Consider the following 20,020-nt stretch of genomic DNA (forward strand, 5'->3'; position numbering starts at 1 on the left):
GCGCCCCCGCCCATGAATCTCTGGTTTCGCCTGCTGATCCTGCTGCTGTCCTCGCCGTTCCGTTCCAGGCTGACCGCCCCGCTGGCGGTGTCGCGACTGAACTTCCGGGTGCTGCCCAACGACATCGACAGCAACCTGCACATGACCAACGGTCGCTACTGGACGATCTTCGATCTGGGCCGGCTGGACCTGGTGTTCCGGATGGGCCTGGGCCGGGTCGCGTGGCGCTCGAAGTGGGCCCCCATCGTCAGTGGAGGCAGCATCCAGTTCCGGCGCGAACTCAAGCCGTTCCAGCGCTTCGTGCTTGAGACCCGCTTGGCCGGCTGGGTCGGTACGCGCATCATCATGGAGCAGCGGGTGCTGGTTGGCGACGAGGAAAAAGTCGCCACCCGTGCCCTGCTGATCACCGGCATCTACGACCGTCGCCACCGCCGCTTCGTGTCGACCGACGAGATGATGGAGGCCATCGGTGCCCCCAGCGTGCCGTCGCCGGAACTGAGCAAGGCGGCCCAGGCGCTGCTCGCAGCCGAAGTGGCGATGAAAGAGGATTGAGGCCCGCCCCCATCACGCGATGACGGCAGCGCTCAGGCGTTGCGCCAGGAAACGATCTGCGCCTTGGTCATCATCGTCTGTTCGATCCGCCGCAGGCACGTCTCACCCGGGCTCACCAGGCACCATTGCTCGCTGTTGCGCAGCAGCGGCAGATCGGCGCGATGATCGGTATAGGCCATGCGCCACGGGGGCGGATAACCGCGTTCGGTCAGCATCGGAATCTTGTTCTCGCCAAGACAATGGTACTCGCTGATCCACCCGCCCAGGAACGGCCGCAATGTCGAGGCGACCAGCGGCACGTCCTGCAGACCTTCGCGCTCAAGCAGCGCACGTGCGAGCGGCTCCCAGCAGCCGGTGGCGATGACGACCTCGTCGCCCTGCGCCAGATGCTGACGCAGTCGTTCCACGCCCTGCGCCAGGAACACCGGCTCCGGTCCTGCGAACACCTCGTCGGCATGCGCGACCGCCAGCGCCACCAGCGCCTCACGGCTGCGTCCGAAGGTGGCCATCCAGACCGCAAAGCGCACCGGCCGCCGGCGCGTGCGCGGCAGTGCCCAGAGCGGAACCAGCACCGGCAGTGCCAGCAGCACCCCGGCGATCCGCCATGGCTGGCGCCGCAGCAGCGTTTTGAAGAAACGGCTGGCGGTCTCCCAGCGGGTCAGCGTCAGATCGAAATCGAAGACCACTACGGTACGTTCGGACATCCGTGTCACTCCGTTCAGAAGACGCCCTGCACGCGCAGGTTGCCATCATCGGTGGGCGTCAGTACCAGCCCATAAGCCTCGTTCCTGCGGCTGAATCCTGCCGAGCAGATCGCGTCCCAGCCCTGCCCGCAATCCACCTCCGGATGCGCGGCGAAGACGGGATCGCCGTCGTTGTCGGGCGCTTCGGCGACCCACCCTGCCTTGAGCAACAGCGCTTTGGCCTGCGCGTATGGCATGCCGACGGTGACGCCGATCGCGGTCCACGATGGTGGCAATTCGGACGTTTCCGCCGCGTGGACGTGGCCAGCAGACAACAGCAGCAACAACGCCAGGAACACGGATTTCATCGGCATTACATCGAAGGCGGGGCTGCACAGCATAGAACGCGCGAGCGCCCCCGTGCTGGCAGTGGGATGGCCGGTCTCATAAGTCACGCCTCATCGCCCACCAGGAACAAACCCCACCATCGCCACACCGAGGCAGACCAGGCCGCCTGCCAGCGGCAGATACGTTGCCCATACCGGCGCGCCCTGGCCGAGCGCGAACGCGACGAGCGACTCCCGCACGCTTCGGCCGGTCAGAAACGGCATGATGACCAGCGCAGAGAGGGGCAACAACGAGGCGAGCCCGAACGCCAGGAATGCCGGGCGGTGATCGTTGCTGGCGAATCCACCCAGCGGGTACAAGGCCAGACCCCCCAGCAGTCCCACGAAGAGCAGGATGTTGGCGGTCCATATCGTGGTCCGGTGACGGCGCCGCAGCGCGGCCCGGGACCAGCCACGGTAGTGCGTCTGCAACCCCCTCGCCCAGTACGCCACCAGCCACGTTGCGATCAGGCCGCCAGCGACACCGCTGACCGTCGGTCCCCAAGCGTGGATGTCCATGCTCACGTCCTTGTGCGTTTTTCGGCAGTGTAAGGCTGCGGCCGGCCTTGTATGTAAAAACGGCCGCCCATCACGGGCGGCCGTTACTCTGATGCCAGGCGTTACCGATGCCTCGGCTCAGCGTTTGGCCGGCGGCGCATTCTTCACATAGGTATCGAACCAGTTCAGCATTTCCGATACCAGCTGCTCGTTGGATTCGAGCGCGGTATACCAGTGCGGTTCGTGCGGCAGCATCACCAGGCGCGTGGTGCCGCCATTGCCGCGGATCGCCTGGAACAGCTTGCGCGACTGGAACGGCTCGGTGCCCGGGTTCGCATCGTCCTCGCCGTGGACCAGCAGCAGCGGCAGCTTGATCTTGTCGGCGTAGAAGAACGGTGAGGCCTTCAGGTACACGTCCTGCGCCTGCCACACCGAGCGGCGTTCGTTCTGGAAGCCGAACGGGGTGAAGGTCTTGTTGTACGAACCACTGGTGGCGACGCCTGCCTTGAACAGATCGGTATGCGCGATCAGGTTGGCGGTCATCAGGCCGCCATGGCTGTGGCCGGTGACGCCGATCCGGTTGCGGTCGACCACGCCCAGGTCCACCGCCTTGTCCACCGCGGCTTTGGCATCGGCCTCCAGCTGTTCCAGATACGTGTTGTAGGCGGTTTTGGGGTCGCCGACGATGGGGAACGAGGCGTTGTCGATGATCGCGTAGCCGGCCAGCAGCATCAGCCGGTACGGCGCCAGGCGGGTGAAAGTCTGCTGCGAACCGGACACCTGCCCCGCCTGTGCCGCGTTGGCGAAATCGGCCGGGTAGGCATACAGGATCGCCGGCACGCGCTGGCCTTCCTTGTAGCCCGGCGGGGTGTACAGGGTGAACGACAGATCCACGCCGTCAGCACGCTTGTAGGTGACCAGGCGCTTCTTGATCTGGCGCACTTCCGGCGTCGGATCCATCAGGTGGGTCAACGCGGCCGGCTTGGACACGACCTGCGCTTCGCCCGGCTTGGCGTCGGCGACGTCCTCGCCAAGCAGGCGCACGAATGCATTCGGCGCATCGGTCACCGACTGGTGCCACGTGAGCAGGTGGCCCGGGATGGCGCTGAAGCCGATGAACTGCTCGTAGGCATCGGCATCGCTGCGGAAAAGACGCTCCGTCTTCAGGCTGCGGAGGCTGAGCGCATCCAGGAAGGGCCGATCGCCCTGCGGCGAGGCGCCCTGCCCGCGCAGGAAGACCGAGTTGCCTTCCTGACGCACCACGTAGGCGCCGTTGGGCAGGCGCTGGTACACGAAATTGCCCGGGTCCTCGTACAGCTCATCGCTGGAGAGATCCCACAACAGCCGGCCTTCCTGCCTGGGGTTGTCGACGTTGACGATGCGGGTCTGGCGCCAGTGGCGGTTCTCGTCGTTCTCGTCGAGGAAGGCAACGTCCGGCTGCGCGGTCCAGGCCAGGCCTTCGAAACGCTGCGCGGTGCGGGCGATCTCGGTGGGCTTGGCGGTGAACGGGGCCTTGAGCATCAGCACGCGATCACGATGCGGAACCGTGACTTTCCAGTCGCCCTTGTCCAGGGCTTCGGCATAGACCAGCGTGGCCGGATCGGTGGCGCGCCAATCGAAATCGCGCGGGCCCTCCGGCACGCCGTGCACCGGCACGCGGTCGGCCAGCGGCAGGCTGGCGATCGGCGTGCTGCGGCCGCTGGCGATATCCAGCACGGCCACGTCATTGGCGAAACGCTGGTAGGTCACCGCATGCGAGAACGGTGCCTTGAGTGTTCTGGTCAGCACATGCACGCCATCCGGGGCGGCCCCGATGCTGTCGAGCAGCGCCGGGGCGCCGACGGTGCGCACGGTGTTGGAGGCGGTATTCACCACCGCCAGCTGCGACTGGCCGTAGTAGGCGAACAGCGCTTCATCGTAGGCACTGGTCAGCGTGTCGCGGGCTTCGTAGGTGCTGCTTTCGCCAGCCGTGCCCAGCGACTCCTGGATGTCCGGGCCGATCGCACCTTCGGCGCTCGGCGCCGGTCCCTGCTTGGCCGGCACCAGCTTGACCAGCAGCTGCTGGCTGCCGCCGAGCCACTGCACGGTGCTGCCGAAGATCGGGTTCAGCGCGACGTTGGGCACCTGGCGGACCTGGCCGGTCGCTGCATCACCGATCCACAGCTGCACGCTGTCATCGACCACGTTCTGGAACGCGAAGCGTTGGCCGTCGGCCGACCACTGCGCCATGCCGGCGCACCCGCCGGGCAAGGCGACCTTGGTGGAGCGGCCACTGGCGGTATCGACCACGGTGAAGTCGCCCACGCACGGTGGAATGCCATAACCACCCGGGGTGTCGTGGCGGCTGCGGTTCTTCGGCTCCAGGCGCACGCCGGCCAGCTTCAGATACGGCTGGGCGACGCGGGTGATCGACGGATAGGTCTGCGTGGTGGTCAGCAGCAGGCGCTGGCCGGTCGGGTCGACGCTGGGCGTCGGCGGCGGCGGTGCCTTGAGCACCTTGAGCAGGCTCTCCGGCGGCGTGGCGTAACCGGCAAAGGCCGGTGCAGCGAGCAGCAGCCCGAAGGTGGCAACGGCAACGGCCGCAGCCAGCGAAGTACGACGGATCAGCATCCTTATCCCCTTGCAGTGTCAACGAGTGCCCGCAACAGGGGCATGACCCGAATCTAGCACCGCCGGGACCGGTGTGAATGGGCCGGAAGGGCCAACCGCCCGACACTGCAAAGCGAGGCGTTCCACCGTGCCGGGTAGCGCCCCCTTACGCGTCACGCCCGGCCTCGGCCCGGCTAGAATGCCCCATGCGAACCGTGCACGCCCTCCGATATGTCACCCCGCTGCGCGAAGGCGGCTCCCTGCCCGCCGTGGTCGAGACCGACGACGACGGCATGGTGGTGCTTAAATTCCGTGGCGCCGGCCAAGGACCGAAGGCGCTGATCGCCGAACTGATCGCTGGCGAGATCGCCCGCACGCTCGGCCTGCCGATCCCGGAGATCGTGTTCGTGGAGCTCGACCGCGAGTTCGCCCGGACCGAACCGGACCCGGAAATCCAGGATCTGATCCGTGCCCGCGAGGGCCTGAACCTCGGCAGTGATTACCTGCCCGGGGCGATCAACTACGACCCGGCGGCCATGCAGCCCGATGCCGAGCTGGCCTCGAAGATCGTGTGGTTCGATGCCTTCACCAGCAACGTGGACCGCACCGCGCGCAATCCCAACCTGATGGTCTGGCATCGCAGGCTGTACCTGATCGACCATGGCGCAGCGATGTATTTCCATCACGACTGGGCCAGTGCCGGCGAGGCCTGCAGTAAGCCGTTCGTGCTGATCCGCGATCATGTACTGCTGCCCTTCGCCACGCAGATTGCCGAAGTGGATTCTGCGCTCGCGGTGATGCTGCCCGATGCCGAGATCGAGCGGATCGTCGGCCTGGTGCCGGACAGCTGGCTGGTGGACGAACCCGCCTTCGACAGCCCAGCGGCTTACCGCCAGGCGTATATCGATTATCTGCAACACCGCCTTCGCGTACGCGCGGCTTTTGTACAGGAGGCCGTCCGTGCCCACACTGCACACCTATGACTATGCGGTGATCCGCGTAGTGCCCCGCGTGGAGCGCGAGGAATTCATCAACGTCGGGGTGATCGTGTCCTGCCCGGGCGCAAAGCACCTGGAAGCGGCGATCGAGCTGGATGTGGAGCGGCTGCGTGCCTTCGCGCCGACGCTGGATATCGAGGGCCTGCAGCCGTGGCTGGATGCCATCGTGGCGATCTGCCGCGGTGACGCGAACGCCGGGCCGATCGCGCAGCTTCCTGCGCGTGCACGTTTCCATTTCCTCACCGCCAAGCGCAGCTCGGTGGTGCAGATGTCGAGCACGCACGTGGGCCGTACCGCAGAGCCGACAGGCGTGGTCGAGCATCTGATGCGGAAGATGGTGCGGGTCCCGGCGTAGCGCCGTCGGGGCGGCGGCACCGTCACCATTCAGACCGGCCAGCGGGACCACGAAAACGGATAGCCATGCAGACCGCTGGCCAGCCCCGCCCGCATCGGGAGGGACAGCCAATGCACGCGGTCGGGCATGATGGCCCAGGCGAAAGATTCCGTGCGTCTTTCCGCATCGGAAGCACGCAGCCAGCGCGCGACATCCTGCGCATTGCCGTGATGATGGAACAGCGGGAATTGATGGGTGGTGACAGTGGTGACGACGTAGCAGGCATTTGACAGCGGACATCGCGCAGATCGAACAGAGGAACTCGGCATCCGGCCAGCATGGCAGCGCGTGCCGTCCAGGCTCACCGGGAGAGAACGCGGCCCGTTGTCAGATTTCTGCGCGAAGCGCTGTAGTCGCGCAACGAGCGGCCGGGCGCTGCCCGGCCTTGCGTCAATGGAACGCTGGCCACATCCGACGCGGCGTCCCTCACCCCTTCGGCAACGCGTAGGCGATCACGTAATCGCCGGCCGGGGTTTCCATGAAGTGATGACCACCGGCCATGATGACCACGTACTGGCGCCCACCGAACTCGTAGATCATCGGGTTGGCCTGGCCGCCGGCCGGCAGCTTGGCATGCCAGAGTTCCTTGCCGGTTTTCAGGTCGATCGCGCGCAGCAGATCATCGGTCGCCGCGGCGATGAAGATCAGGCCGCTGGCCGTGACCACCGAACCACCGTTGTTGGGCGTACCGATCTCGATCGGCAGGCCGGAGCGGATGCCGAACGGCCCATTGCCGCGGGCGCTGCCGAACGGGCGGTCCCACAGGGTCTTGCCGGTACGCAGGTCGACCGCGCGGATGCCACCGTAGGGCGGCTGCTTGCACAGCAGCTTGGTGAACGGCAGGCGCCAGCCGGCGTTGACGTCGATGGCGTACGGCGTGCCCACCTGCGGATCGCCCGCGCCTTCGGCGCCGCCCTTGTCGGCGGTCACATCCTCGCGCGGCAGCCACCCCAGTTTGTCCGCCTTCTCGCGCGGCACCAGCCGGTTGTAGTTGGGCATGTCGTTGTAGTTGGCAACGATCACGCCACGGCGCGGATCCACGGCCACGCTGCCCCAGTCCGAGCCCCCGTTGTAGCCGGGATACTCGATGGAATGACGGTCCGCGGTCGGCGGCGTGTAGAAACCTTCGTAACTGGCCTTGCGGAACTGGATGCGGCAGACCAGCTGGTCGATCGGGGTCATGCCCCACATGTCGCGCTCGGTGAGGTCCGGCTTGCGCAGCGTGTGATACAGCGAGAACAGCTGGGTGGGCGAGCGCTGTTCCGGCTCGACGCCGCCCGTGGGCACCTTGCGCTCTTCGGCTGGGGTCAGCAGCTTGCCGGTGCGACGGTCGAGGATGTACATGTCGCCCTGCTTGGTCGGCAGGAGCAGGGCCGGGACTTTGCCGGCGGCAGTCGGATAATCGATCAGGGTCGCCTGCGAGCCCATGTCGTAATCCCAGACGTCCTTGCGCACCGCCTGGAAGTGCCAGGCCGGCTTGCCGGTGTTGACGTCGATCGCCACCAGCGAGGTGGCGTAACGGTTTTCGTTTTCGGTCCGCGAGCCACTCCAGTAATCGCCGGCCGAGTTGCCCATCGGCAGGTAGACCAGCCCAAGTTCGTCGTCGCCGGTCGCAGTGGTCCACATGTTGGGGGTGCCGCGGGTATAGGTCTCACCCGGCGGCGGTGCGCCGTTGCGCTCCGGGCGGACCATGTCCCACGCCCAGCGCAGTTTGCCGGTAACGGCATCGTAGGCCTGGATCACGCCGGACGGCGCGTCGCGGCGCTGACCGTCCAGCACCTGGTGGCCGGTCACGATCACGCCCTGCACGATCGCCGGCGGCGAGGTGATGGAGACATAGCCGGCCGGGCTGTCGCCCATGCCCACGGTGATGTCGACCTGGCCGTTGTTGCCGAAACCGGCGCACGGCTTGCCGGTGGCGGCATCGACCGCGATCAGGCGGCCATCCAGGGTGCCTTCGATGATGCGCGCCGCACAGGCGCCACGCGGCACCTGGGTCAGCACGGGCACGCCGCTGGGAACGGCCAGGTCCGCGGCCACATCGTTCAACGCGGTGTCCTGCGCGGTGGCGGGCACTTCGTAGTAGGAGACCCCGCGGCAGGCGGCGGTGTACGGGATCGACTTGTCCTTGATCTTCGGGTCGTAGCGCCAGCGCTCGGTGCCATCGGCGGCGTTGAGCGCGACCAGCTGATTGCGCGCGGTGCACAGGTAGAGGCTGTCGCCGATTTTCAGCGGCGTGGTTTCCGCACCCCAGCGCTTCTCCGGCAGGTCGCCAGTGCGGAACAGCCAGGCCTGCTCAAGCTTGGCCACGTTGTCCGGGGTGATCTGCTGCAGCGGCGAGAAACGCGTTGCCGCGTTGTTGCGACCATAGGCGGCCCAGTCGCCGTCCACCGGGCGGTCGGCCGGTTGCAGGGGCGCGTCGGCCGTGGGTGCCAGGCCGGTGCTGGTCATCGGCTCGGGGAAGGCGCCCTGTGCCTCGGTAACACCATGTGGCACGAAGGCCAGGGTGAAGGCCGCCACGAACACCAGCGCCAGCACGCCGGCGATGCCGCGCGAGACCTTGCGCGACACCGGGCGATCCAACGTCGGCAGCAGCAGCGACAGCACGAAGCCGATCGCCACGATCAGACCCAGGCGCGGCACCCAGCGCCAATAGTTGCTGCCCGACTCCCACCACGTCCACAGCAGCGTGCCGACGAACACCAGCGCGAACCACAGCGCGCCGCTGTAGCGGCCCCGCCACAGCTGCACGCCGGAGATCAGCAGGCCGACGCCGGCCAGGACGTAGTACCAGGAACCACCGAGGCTGGCGAGCCAGGCGCCGCCCGCGGTGAATACAACGCCCAGCAACAGAATGACAATTGCCAGCACAGCCACCAGCCAATGGCGGGGGCGGCGGGTCTGCGTCGTGGTGGACATCGGTTTCTCCTGAAGCGCGAAGATCGCCGACGTTGCCGCCGGCCCCGCGGCTCTTATCCCACCGGGGTCGTGAACGTTGCGCGTTCTTTGCTGCAGCCGCCAGCGTCGGCACAGCCGACGATGAAAGCGTGCAATCTCCCTGCCCCACAACGAAAAACGCCGGCATGTGCCGGCGTTTTCCGTGTCACTGCCGCAGGGGCTTACGCCTCCGGCGGTGCCACCACCGGGCTGGCCTCGACGGCCGCCGGTGCATCTTCTTCCACACCCTCATCCAGCGAGGCATCCATGCGTTCAACCGCCTGGAGCTTCTCTTCCTTGGACAGACGGATCAGGGTCACGCCCTGGGTGTTGCGGCCGACGCGCGAGATTTCCGAACCGCGGGTACGCACCAGGGTGCCACCATCGGAGATCAGCAGCACTTCGTCGCGCGGGCCCATCAGCACCGCACGCACCAGCTTGCCGTTGCGCTCGGTGGTCTGGATGCCGATCACACCCTGCGTGCCACGGCCCTTGCGCGGGTAATCCGGCAGCGGGGTGCGCTTGCCGTAGCCGTTCTCGGTCGCGGTCAGGATGTAGAGCGCGTTGTCATCGTCGGCGCCGTTCTCGATCACGGCATCGCCGCTGTCGATCACGGTCTCGTCGACCTGGCTCTCATCCTCGTTCTCGTCTTCGCTGCCGCCGGCACTCTCGGCCACGATCAGGCTGACCACTTCCTCACCCTTGGGCATCTTGATGCCGCGCACGCCGGTGGCGGTACGGCCCATCGAGCGGACCTTGTCCTCACCGAAGCGCACGGTCTTGCCGTTGGAGGCGAACAGCAGGATGTCGCGCTCGCCATCGGTCAGGCCGACGCCGACCAGCGCATCGCCCTCATCGAGGTTGATCGCGATCTTGCCGCGCGCCAGGCGGAAGGCGAACTCGCTGAGCGGGGTCTTCTTGACCGTGCCGTTGCGGGTGGCGAAGAACACGAACTGGCCTTCGGCGTACTCGCGCACCGGCAGCACGGCCTGGACCCGCTCACCGGCTTCCAGCGGAATCCAGTTGATGATCGGGCGGCCACGGGCGTTGGAGCCGGCCTCCGGCAACTGGTGGACCGGCAGCCAGAACACCTTGCCCGCACTGGTGAAGGTCAGCAGCGTGTCATGCGTGTTGACCAGCCACAGCTGTTCGATGAAATCCTCTTCCTTGGTCGAGGCGGCACTGCGGCCACGGCCACCGCGGCGCTGGGCCCGGTAGGCACTGACCGGCTGGCGCTTGGCATAGCCGGCGTGCGACAGGGTGACCACCACGTCTTCCGGGGCGATCAGGTCGAGGATGTCCAGGTCTTCTTCGCTGTGGCGGATCTCGGTGCGGCGCTCGTCGCCGAACTCCGTACGCACGTTGATCAGCTCTTCGCGGATGACCTGCAGCAGACGGTCCGGATCTTCCAGGATATGGATCAGCCCGGCGATCGTTTCCAGCAGCAGCTTGTACTCGTCGGTCAGGCGGTCCTGCTCCAGCCCGGTCAGGCGATGCAGGCGCATTTCCAGGATCTGGGTCGCCTGGATCTCGGTCAGCTGGTAGCCGCCCGCGAGCAGGCCCACACCCTTGGGCAGATCATCCGGACGCGAGGCTTCGGCACCGGCGGCGCCCAGCATCGAGCCGACCAGGCCCGGCTCCCACAGGCGGGCGAGCATGCGTTCGCGCGCCTCGGTGGGGTTCGGCGAGGTCTTGATCAGTTCGATCATCTCGTCGATGTTGGCCAGCGCGACGGTCAGGCCTTCCAGCACGTGCGCACGCGCACGCGCCTTGCGCAGTTCGAACACGGTGCGGCGGGTGACCACTTCGCGGCGGTGGCGCACGAACGCCTCGAGCATCTGCTTGAGGTTCATCAACTGCGGGCGGCCATCGACCAGCGCCACCATGTTGATGCCGAACACCGACTCCATCTGGGTCTGCTGGTAGAGGTTGTTCAACACAACTTCCGCCGACTCGCCGCGCTTGATCTCGATGAAGATGCGCATGCCGTCCTTGTCGGACTCATCGCGCAGTTCGCTGATGCCTTCGAGCTTCTTTTCCTTGACCAGCTCGGCGATCTTCTCGATCAACCGGGCCTTGTTCACCTGGTACGGGATCTCGGTGACGATGATCGATTCGCGGCCGTTGTCAGCCACTTCGACCTCGGCCTTGGCGCGGATGCGCACACGGCCACGACCGGTCCGGTACCCGGCGACGATGCCGGCGGTGCCGTTGATGATGCCCGCGGTCGGGAAGTCCGGGCCCGGGATGAACTCCATCAGGCCGTCGACGTCGATCTCGGGGTTGTCGATCAGCGCGATGCAGGCGTTGATCGATTCGGTCAGGTTGTGCGGCGGGATGTTGGTCGCCATGCCCACCGCGATACCGGCCGAACCGTTGACCAGCAGGTTCGGGAACCGGGTCGGCATGACCGTCGGCTCCAGTTCCTTTTCGTCGTAGTTGGGCTGGAAATCGACCGTTTCCTTGTCGATGTCGGCCATCAGCTCATGGGTGAGCCTGGACATGCGGGCTTCGGTGTATCGCATCGCCGCGGCGGAGTCGCCGTCGACCGAACCGAAGTTACCCTGGCCATCGACCAGCATGTAGCGCAGCGAGAACGGCTGTGCCAGACGCACCAGCGTGTCGTACACCGACTGATCGCCATGCGGGTGGTACTTACCGATGACGTCACCGACGATACGCGCCGACTTGAAGTAAGGCTTGTTGGCGTGCGCGTTGAGTTCACTCATCGCGAACAGCACGCGGCGATGCACCGGCTTGAGGCCATCGCGCGCATCCGGGAGTGCGCGCCCCACGATCACGCTCATCGCGTAATCGAGGTAACTCTTGCGCATCTCGTCTTCCAGGTTGACCTGGATGATTTCCTTGGCGGTTTCTGCCATTCGGGTTCCGTTGTCTGGTGGCGGTCCAGTCCGTCACGACCGCCCTTTCGGGGCGGTTGCGCCGGAATCTCGATTAACCGTTGGATTCTACCACAGCGGGCCATTTTCCGCCCGCTTTTACGGGGGTTTTACCGGCAAGAATCAGGAACTTACGGGGGCGTTGGCGGGCGCTTGGGCAGGCCACGACCGTCGGTCATGGCACGCGCCGCAGCCGGCCTCAGCCGAACGCGGACTGCATGTTGGCCACCGTCGGGTTCAGGATCACCCCACGCTCGGTCACGATGGCGTCGATCAGGCTGCCCGGGGTGACGTCGAAGACCGGGTTCCAGGCGGCGATGCCCTCGGCCACGGTACGGGTGCCGCCCACGCCGTAGAGCTCGCCAGGATCGCGCTGTTCGATCTCGATCTGCTCGCCGTCGGCAGTGTCCATGTCCACCGTGGAGGACGGCGCCACCACCATGAACTTCACGCCGTGGTGGCGGGCGGCGATGGCCAGCTGGTAGGTGCCGATCTTGTTGGCGGTGTCACCGTTGGCGCAGATGCGGTCCGCGCCCACGACCACCCACTGGACCGCACCGGTCTTCATCAGGTGCGAGGCGGCCGAATCGGCGATCAGGGTGGCATCGATGCCATCCTGCTGCAGCTCCCACACGGTCAGGCGCGCGCCCTGCAGCCACGGCCGGGTCTCGCCGGCGAACACGCGGGCGATGCGGTGCTGGGCCATGCCGGCGCGGATCACGCCCAGCGCGGTGCCGAAGCCGGCGGTGGCCAGCGAGCCGGTATTGCAGTGGGTGAGCACACCGCTGCCGGCCTCGATCAGGCCGGCGCCCAGCGCGCCCATGTGGCGGTTGGCGGCCAGATCCTCCTCGGCGATGGCCTGGGCTTCGGCGGCCAGCACCTGCTGCCAGTCGGCACCGGCCGGGGCCAGCGCGCGGCGCATGCGGGCCAGCGCCCAGGCCAGGTTCACGGCGGTCGGGCGCGAGGCGTTGAGGCGTTGCAGGGCCGGCTCCAGCTTCAACAGCGCTTGGGCGCCATCGTCGGCCTGGACCTCATTGGCCGCCAGTACCACGCCCCAGGCGGCGGCAATGCCGATCGCCGGTGCGCCGCGCACGGTCAGCGCATGGATGGCCTCGGCAACCGCGTCGCTGTCGCGGCACTCCACGTGCTCGACGATGAACGGCAGTTTGCGCTGATCGAGCAGCTGCAGGCTCTCGCCGGTCCACAGGATCGGGCGGATATGGTCGTAACGGGCGTAGTCGATGTCGGTGGATGCGTTCATCGGCCCATTGTAGCGGCGTGCCGATGCAGGCGGAATCGCGCGCTCAGTTGACCGCGAACTCGGCGCGGCAGCCCTTGTCGACCCAGACCCCACGGCTGTCCCAGCCCCAGCTGCTGCCCTGCTCGCAGGGGGTGCCGGAGAGCTGCTTGTTGAGCGTGACACCGTGGGTGATCCCGGCACCACAGAAGCGGCGCTGGCGCGACTTGGATTCGCAGACCAGGATGCGTGGCACGTTGAGGAACCCGCTGCCATCGGCGGCACCGACCTCGAACTCGCCCTGGCAACCGCGGGTCACCCAGATCTCATTGCGGCGATAGCCCCAGCTGTGGCCTTCGCGGCACGGCAGCGAGGTGAGCTGGCGCAGCAGACGCACCGGCGCGCCCTGCAGCACGACCGGGCAGCTCTGCGGGCGCCCGTTGGATTCGCAGCGCACCACCCGGCGCGTGCGGCGTTCACCGTCGGCACGCGGCGCGGCAGCCGCGGTACGCGCGCGGAACTCGGCGCGACAGCCCAGGGTCACCCAGACGCCGGAACGGTCGGTGCCCCATTCCGAGCCTCGCACGCAGCTGTTGTCGGAGAGCTGGCGGATCAGATCGACACCGCCTTCGGTGGGGACATCGCAATGCACCCACCCCATGTCGCGCGATTCGCAACGCACCACCTGGCCGGCATAGCCGCCGGCCTGCGCGAGCGCCGTTTCAGGCATCAGCGCAGTCCACAGCAACACCGGCCACAAGGGCATGCCCGCGCCTACCAACAGCTTCATCAACACGATCCCCGCCACGCCTGAACAATCACATGACCCACCTTCGGACATCCGGTGTGATCAGAGCATCATCATGCAGCCCGTGCAAGACGCGGATGCGTCAAAACGCCTCAGGCGTGGGCGAAATCGAAGGCCAGCACATCGGCGATGCGGCCGGTGCGGTTCATCGCCATCAGCAGCCGGTCCACGCCCACCGCCACCCCCGCGCAATCGGGCAGCGCCGGCAAGGCCGCCAAGAGGTGTTCATCCAGCGGGGGCAGCACGTCGCCGCGCGCGGTACGGATGGCATGGTCGCGCTCGAAACGCGCGCGCTGTTCAGCCGCGTCGTTCAGCTCGTGATAGCCGTTGGCCAGCTCCACGCTGCCCAGGTACAGCTCGAACCGTTCGGCCAGCGGGGGCGTGCCCGGCCGAATTTTCGCCAATGCCGCCTGGGTGGCAGGCCAGTCATGCACCACCGTCATGGTGTCGTCACGGAAGTACGGTTGGATGCAGTGGGTCATCAGCAGATCGAGCCAGTCATCCCGGGTCAATCCGTCCGCATCGATGCGGACCTCGGCCAGCGGTGCCTGCAGGTCTTCCAGGCTGGCCTGGAACGGGTCCAGCCCGACGTGCTGCTGGTAAAGACCGCGGTAATCGATGACCTCCAGCGTCGCCTCGCGCTGAACCAGCTGCAGCGCATCGCGCACGAGGGCGGCGGTCTCGTCGATCAGGCGACGGTGGTCCCAGCCGATCCGGTACCACTCCAGCATGGTGAACTCGGGATTGTGGCGGCCGCCGGCTTCGCCGTTGCGGAACACACGACCCAGTTCGTAGCAGTCCCCCACCCCTGCCGCGAGCAATCGCTTCAACGGGAACTCCGGCGAGGTGCGCAGCCAGCGTTGCGCGGTGCCCGCATCCACGTGCCCGCTGAAGCGGGTATGGAAGCTGTCGATGTTCGGCTCGGTATTGCCTGCTGCGGACAGGATCGGCGTTTCGACCTCGAGCACGTCGCGTGCGGCGAAGAAGCGGCGGATCAGCGCATTGAGCGCGGCACGCTGGCGCAGCGCGGCGATCACGCGCGCGCGTCCTTCAGCCGCTGGGCCAGCGGCAGGGTCAGCAGATCGCGGGTGTCATCGACGTAGCCGGTGGCCAGGTACAGGCGTCGCGCCAGTTCGTTGTGATGGTTCACTTCCAGGCGCATGCGCTCCACGCCACGTGCGTTGGCGCGCTGTTCGAGGATGGCCAGCGCCTGCTTGCCGCGGCCCCGCCCACGCGCGGCATGGCTCAGGTACAGCTCATCGAGCAACGCAAAGTGGCCGCCCTGCTCCAGGCTGAAGCCCATCGCCAGTGCTCCATAGCCCTCCACCGCGCCGGCCTCGTCCAGCCACAGCAGCACTTCACCGTTGCGCGGATCTTCCAGCAACGCGGCCAGCGCGTTCCGCACACGGGTGTCTTCGAAGTCGAGTTTGTCTTCGGCGTAGAAATCACGCATCAGCCCGATCAGCAACTCGGTGTCGGCGACGGTGGCCAGGCGGAAATCGAGGGGAACGGTCTGCATGCGGTTTCTCTTGTTCAGTGCTGCGCGAGGAAGGCGATCAGCTGGTCTTCGTCCCAGACCGGCACGCCCAGCTCCTGCGCCTTGGTCAGCTTGGAACCGGCCTCGGCACCGGCGACCACGAAGGAGGTTTTTTTCGACACACTGCCAGCCACCTTGGCGCCGAGCGCTTCCAGCCGGGCTTTGGCCTCGTCGCGGTTCATCTGCGTCAGCGTTCCGGTCAGCACGGTGGTCTGGCCGTCCAACGGGCCGGCGACCTGGTCGGCCTGCTCCGGCGCCAGTGTCAGCAGCTTCTGGCGGTATTCCTCGGCCTTGAGCAGCATCGGGCCGTGGCCTTCGCTGTCGAGCCAGTCGGCCAGCCCGAGGGCTACCTCGTTCGGCAGGCCGGCGGCCACGAACCGCACCGGCTCGGCGTCCAGCACCGAGGCCGCATCCGGCAACATGGCCACCAGCTTCTCCGCGCGCAGCCGGGTGATGCCCGGAATCTCCGCTTCGACCAACAGCTGCGCGAAATCCAGACCGTCCCGCAGCTTGGCGATCGGCGGGTGCACATCGCTGATGCGCACCTGGCCGACCTGCAGCAGCGCATCGATCGCCTCCTGGTTGCCAGCCTGTTCGAAGAAGTGGCCGAGCGAACGCGCCACTTCGCCGCCGATGTCGGGCACGCGCTTGAACAGCGGCCAAGGCAGATGACGGATCAGTTCGAGATCGCCGAACCAGGTCGCCAGGGCCTTGGCGGTGCTCTCGCCGACATGCTCGATGCCCAGCGCGAACAACAGCCGCTCCAGCGTGGTGGTGCGGCTGGCGTCGATCGCGGCGATCAGGTTGTCGGCCCACTTGGTCGCGATCTTCTTCGTGTTCCAGGCGAACGTGGCCGGCATCGCCAGCGCCTGCGCGCGCCATGCCTCGTCGCTGCCATCGAGCTTGAGGATGGCCCTCAGGTACTCGCCGCTGCCTTCCGGCGGCAGGTGCAGGCCGATCTGGCTGGCCAGCGCCTCGGGCGATTCGGCATCCAGCACCAGCTTGAGCTGCAGCAGTTGATCACGCTGCAGGCGGTACAGATCGGCCACGCCGCGCACGATACCGGCGTCGACCAGGGTCTCGATGTACTTGCCGCCCAGGCCGTCGATATCCATGGCACGACGCGAGGCGAAGTGTGCGATGGCTTCCTTGCGCTGCGCCGGGCAGCTCAGCTCACCCGAGCAGCGCCACGCGGCCTCGCCCTCTTCGCGGACGATCTCCGAGCCGCACACCGGGCACTGCGAAGGCATCTGCCACGGCGTGGTGCCGGCGGGGCGGCGGTCGGCGATCACGCTGACCACTTCCGGGATCACATCACCGGCGCGGCGCACGATCACCGTATCGCCCACGCGCACATCCAGGCGCGCGATCTGGTCGGCATTGTGCAGCGTCGCGTTGGACACGATCACGCCGGCCACGGCGACCGGCGCCAGACGCGCGACCGGGGTCGCGGCACCCGTGCGGCCGATCTGGATCTCGATCGCCTCCACCGTGGTGGTCTGTTCCTGCGCCGGGAATTTGTGCGCGATCGCCCAGCGCGGTGCGCGCGCGACGAAGCCCATCTGTTCCTGGCCGGCGCGATCGTCGAGCTTGTACACCACACCGTCGATATCGAAAGCCAGACCGTCGCGGCGTTCGCCGATGTCGCGGTAATAGGCGAGCAGCCCGTCGGCGCCCTCCACCACCTGGCACAGGTCACTCACCGGCAGCCCCCACGCGCGCAGCTGCGCCAGCGTGGCCGAATGCGTGGGCGGCAGCTCGCCGCCTTCAACCTGGCCGGTGCCGTAAGCGTAGAAGCTCAGCTTGCGCCTGGCGCTCATCTTCGGATCAAGCTGGCGCAGCGAACCGGCGGCGGCGTTGCGCGGATTGGCCAGCACTTTGCCGTCATGCAGGCGCGCATCGGCGTTGTAGGCCTCGAAGTCGGCACGGGCCATGTAGACCTCGCCGCGCACTTCCAGCACCGCTGGCCAGCCCTCACCCTTGAGCACCTGCGGGATCACACTGATCTGGCGGAGGTTCGCGCTGACATCCTCGCCGGTGGCGCCATCGCCACGGGTCGCCCCCTGCACGAAACGGCCCTCCTCGTAGCGCAGGCTGATCGCCAGGCCGTCAAGCTTCGGTTCGGCGGAAAAATACAGCGTGCTGCGACGCAGGCGCTCGCTGATGCGGCGCACGAAATCCTGGACTTCCTCATCACTGAAGGCATTGCCCAGCGACAGCATCGGCACCGCGTGGCGGACCTCGGCGAAACGGGAGGACGCCTTGCCACCGACCTGCCGGGTCGGCGAATCGGCCGCGGCCAGCTCCGGGTGTGCCTGCTCGATCGCCTCCAGCTCGCGCACCAGCAGGTCGTACTCGACGTCGGGGATCAGCTGCTCGTCGCGCTCGTGGTATGCCTTGCCGGCCTCCTCGATCTGGCGGCGCAGGACGTCGGCACGTGCGGCGGGGCTGGGGGTCATGCGGGAGGCGATCCTGGTGGGGCATTCAATTTTACCCCTCCCCCCGCTCCTGCGCGCAGTGAAGAACGCTTGCCGCCGATCCGCCGTGGCGCTAGCGTGCGCCGAACCCCTTGTTTTCGGTGCCCCGTGACCCCTGCCCTCGTCGCTTCCCGTCGCTCGTTCCTGCAGCTGGCCGGCGCCGGCCTGGCATTGTCCGGCCTGGGCGTGCTGCCTGCATCGGCCGCGCCGTCGCGTGCACTCCCCGCCAGCACAGGACCGGTGCTGCTGAACTTCAACGAATGCCCGTATGGGCCATCACCGGCTGCGCAGGCGGCGGCACGCGACATCATCGCCAGCAGCGGGCGGTATCTGTTTGCTCTGGCCGGCGAGCTGCGCGATCTGTTCGCCCAGCAGGAAGGCATCGGCAAGGATCACGTGCGGCTGTATCCGGGCTCCAGCGAGCCACTGAACCGCGCGGCCGTGCTGTGGACCTCGCCTGGTGCGGGGCTGGTGGTCGCCGATCCCACCTTCGAGGCGCTGGGCGATCTTGCCGAGGCGCGTGGGGCCACGGTGGCCAGGGTGCCGCTGCGCGCAGACGGGGCACACGACGTGCGTGCGATGGCGGCGGCTGCCGCGACGGTCAATGCCGGCCTGCTGTATCTGTGCAACCCCAACAATCCCACAGGTTCGATCACCCCGGCGGCCGACATTGCCTGGCTGCTGGCCAACAAGCCGGCCCAGACCCGCGTGCTGGTGGACGAGGCCTACCTGCAGTACAGCGAGCAGCGCTCGGTGATCGGCCAGGTGATGCAGCGCGACGATGTGATCGTGCTGCGCACCTTCTCCAAGCTCTACGGCATGGCCGGCCTGCGCCTGGGGGTGGCGGCCGCGCATCCGGACCGGCTGAAGGAACTGGCCAGCCTGGGCGACAACCCGCTGCCGGTCACCGCGATGGCGGCGGGACTGGCGAGCCTGCGTGATCCGGGATTGATCGCGCAGCGCAAGGCGGAGAATACCCAGGTACGGCAGGAGACCATCGGCTGGCTCGGTAAACGCGGCTTTAGCTGCGTGCCGTCGGAAGCAAACTGTTTCGTGGTCGATGTGCAGCGCGACGGCGCGGCGTTCTCTGCGGCGATGGCCGAACAGGGCGTGGTCATCGGGCGCAGCTGGCCGATCTGGCCGCAGCGGGTGCGCGTGACGGTGGGTACCGCAGCCGAAATGGCGCGGTTCCGTGCGGCCTTCGACGCGGTGGTCAGCCAGAACAGGTAGAGCCGACCGTTGGTCGGCTCTACGGCAATCACCAGCGCGGGGCCTTGGTCAGCGGCGGGGCCTGGTGCTGGCGGTCGTAGGCGCGCAGCTCATCACGGATGTGCGCGATGCGCTGGCGACCCAGGGCATTGCGGCTGTCATCGAGCACGACGCCATCAAGCAGCTCGCCCATGCGCTGCACGGTCGGCAGCATCTTTTCCCAGGCGTCCAGCGCGGTCAGCGGCGCCGGCAGGGTCAGGAAGAAGGCGATCGCCGGGGTTTCCATCTCGCGGATGTTGGCCATATCGAAACTGCCCGGCTTCATGATGCTGGCCATCGAGAAGATCGGGCCGCGCTCGGGGTGGCCTTCGACCAGGCGGTGGAAGACATTCATGTGGCCGAACACCAGGCCGGTCTTTTCCGCAGCAACGACGATGTCCTCGCCACGCAGCTGCTCGCCCGCGCGCGCAGCGACGAACAGCGAGACGATCTTGTCGAAATCCTGCGTCGCACGCTTGCCCAGGTCACTGGCCGGCGCGGCGTCCACGTCCGGCAGCCCCAGCTCGGGCTGGGTGACGCCGTCTTCGCCGACAACGGGGGCAGCGCCCTCGGCCGGGCTCTCGCCCTCGCCCAGCACGGGCTCACGGCGCTGGCCGCTGGTGCTCTCCGCGCCTTCGACGCGACGGCCCTGCGCTTTCTTTTTCGGACGGCCAAACAGGAAGATCGCAGCGATCAACAGCAGGCCGGCGGCCAGGATGCCGATGCGGAGCAGTGCCATGTCGGACATTCGGGGGGGTCTCCGGCTAAATCATTCA

At 67.3% G+C, this 20,020-nt stretch carries 17 protein-coding genes; 4 read left to right on the forward strand and 13 right to left on the reverse strand.

The genetic code is table 11. The features are described from left to right. Positions 1 to 12 precede the first annotated feature (12 nt). On the forward strand, positions 13 to 552 hold the full coding sequence (locus NJD74_RS09020; protein ID WP_070470481.1) for a thioesterase family protein: 540 nt from the start codon (positions 13 to 15) through the stop codon (positions 550 to 552). Positions 553 to 584: 32 nt separating this feature from the next. Here NJD74_RS09020 and NJD74_RS09025 read toward each other — a convergent pair whose 3' ends face one another. The 4 genes from NJD74_RS09025 to NJD74_RS09040 all read right to left on the reverse strand — a co-directional run bounded on the left by NJD74_RS09025 (position 585) and on the right by NJD74_RS09040 (position 4,729). Continuing rightward, positions 585 to 1,256 (reverse strand): HAD family hydrolase, encoded by a 672-nt coding sequence (locus tag NJD74_RS09025; RefSeq protein WP_070470483.1) that lies wholly within the window; start codon positions 1,254 to 1,256, stop codon positions 585 to 587. A gap of 14 nt (positions 1,257 to 1,270) precedes the next feature. Continuing rightward, positions 1,271 to 1,594: a hypothetical protein gene (locus NJD74_RS09030; protein ID WP_139146277.1), complete on the reverse strand. Its 324-nt coding sequence runs from the start codon at positions 1,592 to 1,594 to the stop codon at positions 1,271 to 1,273. A 99-nt stretch (positions 1,595 to 1,693) separates the two neighbouring features. Further along, complete coding sequence (locus NJD74_RS09035; RefSeq protein WP_319624026.1) at positions 1,694 to 2,140, reverse strand: hypothetical protein; 447 nt, start codon at positions 2,138 to 2,140, stop codon at positions 1,694 to 1,696. A 117-nt stretch (positions 2,141 to 2,257) separates the two neighbouring features. Beyond that, positions 2,258 to 4,729 (reverse strand): prolyl oligopeptidase family serine peptidase, encoded by a 2,472-nt coding sequence (locus NJD74_RS09040; protein WP_319624027.1) that lies wholly within the window; start codon positions 4,727 to 4,729, stop codon positions 2,258 to 2,260. 185 nt (positions 4,730 to 4,914) lie between these two features. On the opposite strand from NJD74_RS09040, the gene NJD74_RS09045 reads away from it, so the two are divergent. Both NJD74_RS09045 and NJD74_RS09050 read left to right on the forward strand, forming a co-directional pair. Continuing rightward, entirely contained in the window at positions 4,915 to 5,691 is a 777-nt protein-coding gene (locus tag NJD74_RS09045; RefSeq protein WP_319624028.1) for a HipA family kinase, read from the forward strand. Continuing rightward, positions 5,669 to 6,061, forward strand: coding sequence for a DUF3037 domain-containing protein (locus NJD74_RS09050; protein WP_019184334.1), 393 nt, complete (start codon positions 5,669 to 5,671; stop codon positions 6,059 to 6,061). Before NJD74_RS09045 ends, NJD74_RS09050 begins: the two co-directional genes overlap by 23 nt. A gap of 29 nt (positions 6,062 to 6,090) precedes the next feature. On the opposite strand, the gene NJD74_RS09055 is transcribed toward NJD74_RS09050, so the two are convergent. The 8 genes from NJD74_RS09055 to ligA all read right to left on the reverse strand — a co-directional run bounded on the left by NJD74_RS09055 (position 6,091) and on the right by ligA (position 17,978). Further along, positions 6,091 to 6,405: a hypothetical protein gene (locus NJD74_RS09055; protein ID WP_319624029.1), complete on the reverse strand. Its 315-nt coding sequence runs from the start codon at positions 6,403 to 6,405 to the stop codon at positions 6,091 to 6,093. Positions 6,406 to 6,526: 121 nt separating this feature from the next. Then, on the reverse strand, positions 6,527 to 9,019 hold the full coding sequence (locus tag NJD74_RS09060; RefSeq protein ID WP_319624030.1) for a membrane-bound PQQ-dependent dehydrogenase, glucose/quinate/shikimate family: 2,493 nt from the start codon (positions 9,017 to 9,019) through the stop codon (positions 6,527 to 6,529). Positions 9,020 to 9,219: 200 nt separating this feature from the next. Then, a complete protein-coding gene (gene gyrA, locus NJD74_RS09065) occupies positions 9,220 to 11,919 on the reverse strand; it encodes a DNA gyrase subunit A (RefSeq protein WP_019184337.1) in 2,700 nt (899 codons plus the stop codon). Positions 11,920 to 12,136: 217 nt separating this feature from the next. Next, positions 12,137 to 13,198 (reverse strand): S-methyl-5-thioribose-1-phosphate isomerase, encoded by a 1,062-nt coding sequence (mtnA, locus tag NJD74_RS09070; protein ID WP_070470499.1) that lies wholly within the window; start codon positions 13,196 to 13,198, stop codon positions 12,137 to 12,139. A gap of 43 nt (positions 13,199 to 13,241) precedes the next feature. Continuing rightward, positions 13,242 to 13,964 carry a DUF3011 domain-containing protein gene (locus NJD74_RS09075; protein WP_019184339.1) on the reverse strand — a complete coding sequence of 241 codons (723 nt, stop codon included), beginning with the start codon at positions 13,962 to 13,964 and terminating at the stop codon, positions 13,242 to 13,244. Between the two features lie 110 nt (positions 13,965 to 14,074). Then, positions 14,075 to 15,019: an EF-P lysine aminoacylase EpmA gene (epmA, locus tag NJD74_RS09080; RefSeq protein WP_319624031.1), complete on the reverse strand. Its 945-nt coding sequence runs from the start codon at positions 15,017 to 15,019 to the stop codon at positions 14,075 to 14,077. Continuing rightward, entirely contained in the window at positions 15,016 to 15,501 is a 486-nt protein-coding gene (locus NJD74_RS09085; protein WP_319624032.1) for a GNAT family N-acetyltransferase, read from the reverse strand. The genes epmA and NJD74_RS09085 overlap by 4 nt, the downstream gene beginning before the upstream one ends. 14 nt (positions 15,502 to 15,515) lie before the next feature. Beyond that, the gene (gene ligA / locus NJD74_RS09090; RefSeq protein WP_319624033.1) at positions 15,516 to 17,978 is read right to left on the reverse strand and encodes an NAD-dependent DNA ligase LigA; all 2,463 of its coding nucleotides are present in this window, start codon (positions 17,976 to 17,978) and stop codon (positions 15,516 to 15,518) included. Positions 17,979 to 18,104: 126 nt separating this feature from the next. Here ligA and NJD74_RS09095 point away from each other — a divergent pair, with 126 nt between their 5' ends. Then, positions 18,105 to 19,226: a pyridoxal phosphate-dependent aminotransferase gene (locus tag NJD74_RS09095; RefSeq protein WP_319624034.1), complete on the forward strand. Its 1,122-nt coding sequence runs from the start codon at positions 18,105 to 18,107 to the stop codon at positions 19,224 to 19,226. A gap of 28 nt (positions 19,227 to 19,254) precedes the next feature. Here the strand turns inward: NJD74_RS09095 and zipA are convergent, their stop codons facing one another. Continuing rightward, entirely contained in the window at positions 19,255 to 19,992 is a 738-nt protein-coding gene (gene zipA, locus NJD74_RS09100) for a cell division protein ZipA (RefSeq protein ID WP_070470508.1), read from the reverse strand. Positions 19,993 to 20,020 lie beyond the last annotated feature (28 nt).

Origin of the sequence: Stenotrophomonas sp. RG-453, from assembly GCF_033843685.1 — a bacterium.
Taxonomy (GTDB): domain Bacteria; phylum Pseudomonadota; class Gammaproteobacteria; order Xanthomonadales; family Xanthomonadaceae; genus Stenotrophomonas; species Stenotrophomonas bentonitica_A.

Bases quoted from the DNA above. Each gene is read 5' to 3' on its own strand.
- NJD74_RS09025 (WP_070470483.1), bottom strand. From the start codon at position 1,256: ATGTCCGAACGTACCGTAGTGGTCTTCGATTTCGATCTGACGCTGACC.
- NJD74_RS09075 (WP_019184339.1), bottom strand. From the start codon at position 13,964: ATGAAGCTGTTGGTAGGCGCGGGCATGCCCTTGTGGCCGGTGTTGCTG.
- ligA (WP_319624033.1), bottom strand. From the start codon at position 17,978: ATGACCCCCAGCCCCGCCGCACGTGCCGACGTCCTGCGCCGCCAGATC.
- NJD74_RS09045 (WP_319624028.1), top strand. From the start codon at position 4,915: ATGCGAACCGTGCACGCCCTCCGATATGTCACCCCGCTGCGCGAAGGC.
- NJD74_RS09020 (WP_070470481.1), top strand. From the start codon at position 13: ATGAATCTCTGGTTTCGCCTGCTGATCCTGCTGCTGTCCTCGCCGTTC.
- zipA (WP_070470508.1), bottom strand. From the start codon at position 19,992: ATGTCCGACATGGCACTGCTCCGCATCGGCATCCTGGCCGCCGGCCTG.
- NJD74_RS09085 (WP_319624032.1), bottom strand. From the start codon at position 15,501: ATGCAGACCGTTCCCCTCGATTTCCGCCTGGCCACCGTCGCCGACACC.
- NJD74_RS09035 (WP_319624026.1), bottom strand. From the start codon at position 2,140: ATGGACATCCACGCTTGGGGACCGACGGTCAGCGGTGTCGCTGGCGGC.
- NJD74_RS09040 (WP_319624027.1), bottom strand. From the start codon at position 4,729: ATGCTGATCCGTCGTACTTCGCTGGCTGCGGCCGTTGCCGTTGCCACC.
- gyrA (WP_019184337.1), bottom strand. From the start codon at position 11,919: ATGGCAGAAACCGCCAAGGAAATCATCCAGGTCAACCTGGAAGACGAG.
- NJD74_RS09060 (WP_319624030.1), bottom strand. From the start codon at position 9,019: ATGTCCACCACGACGCAGACCCGCCGCCCCCGCCATTGGCTGGTGGCT.
- mtnA (WP_070470499.1), bottom strand. From the start codon at position 13,198: ATGAACGCATCCACCGACATCGACTACGCCCGTTACGACCATATCCGC.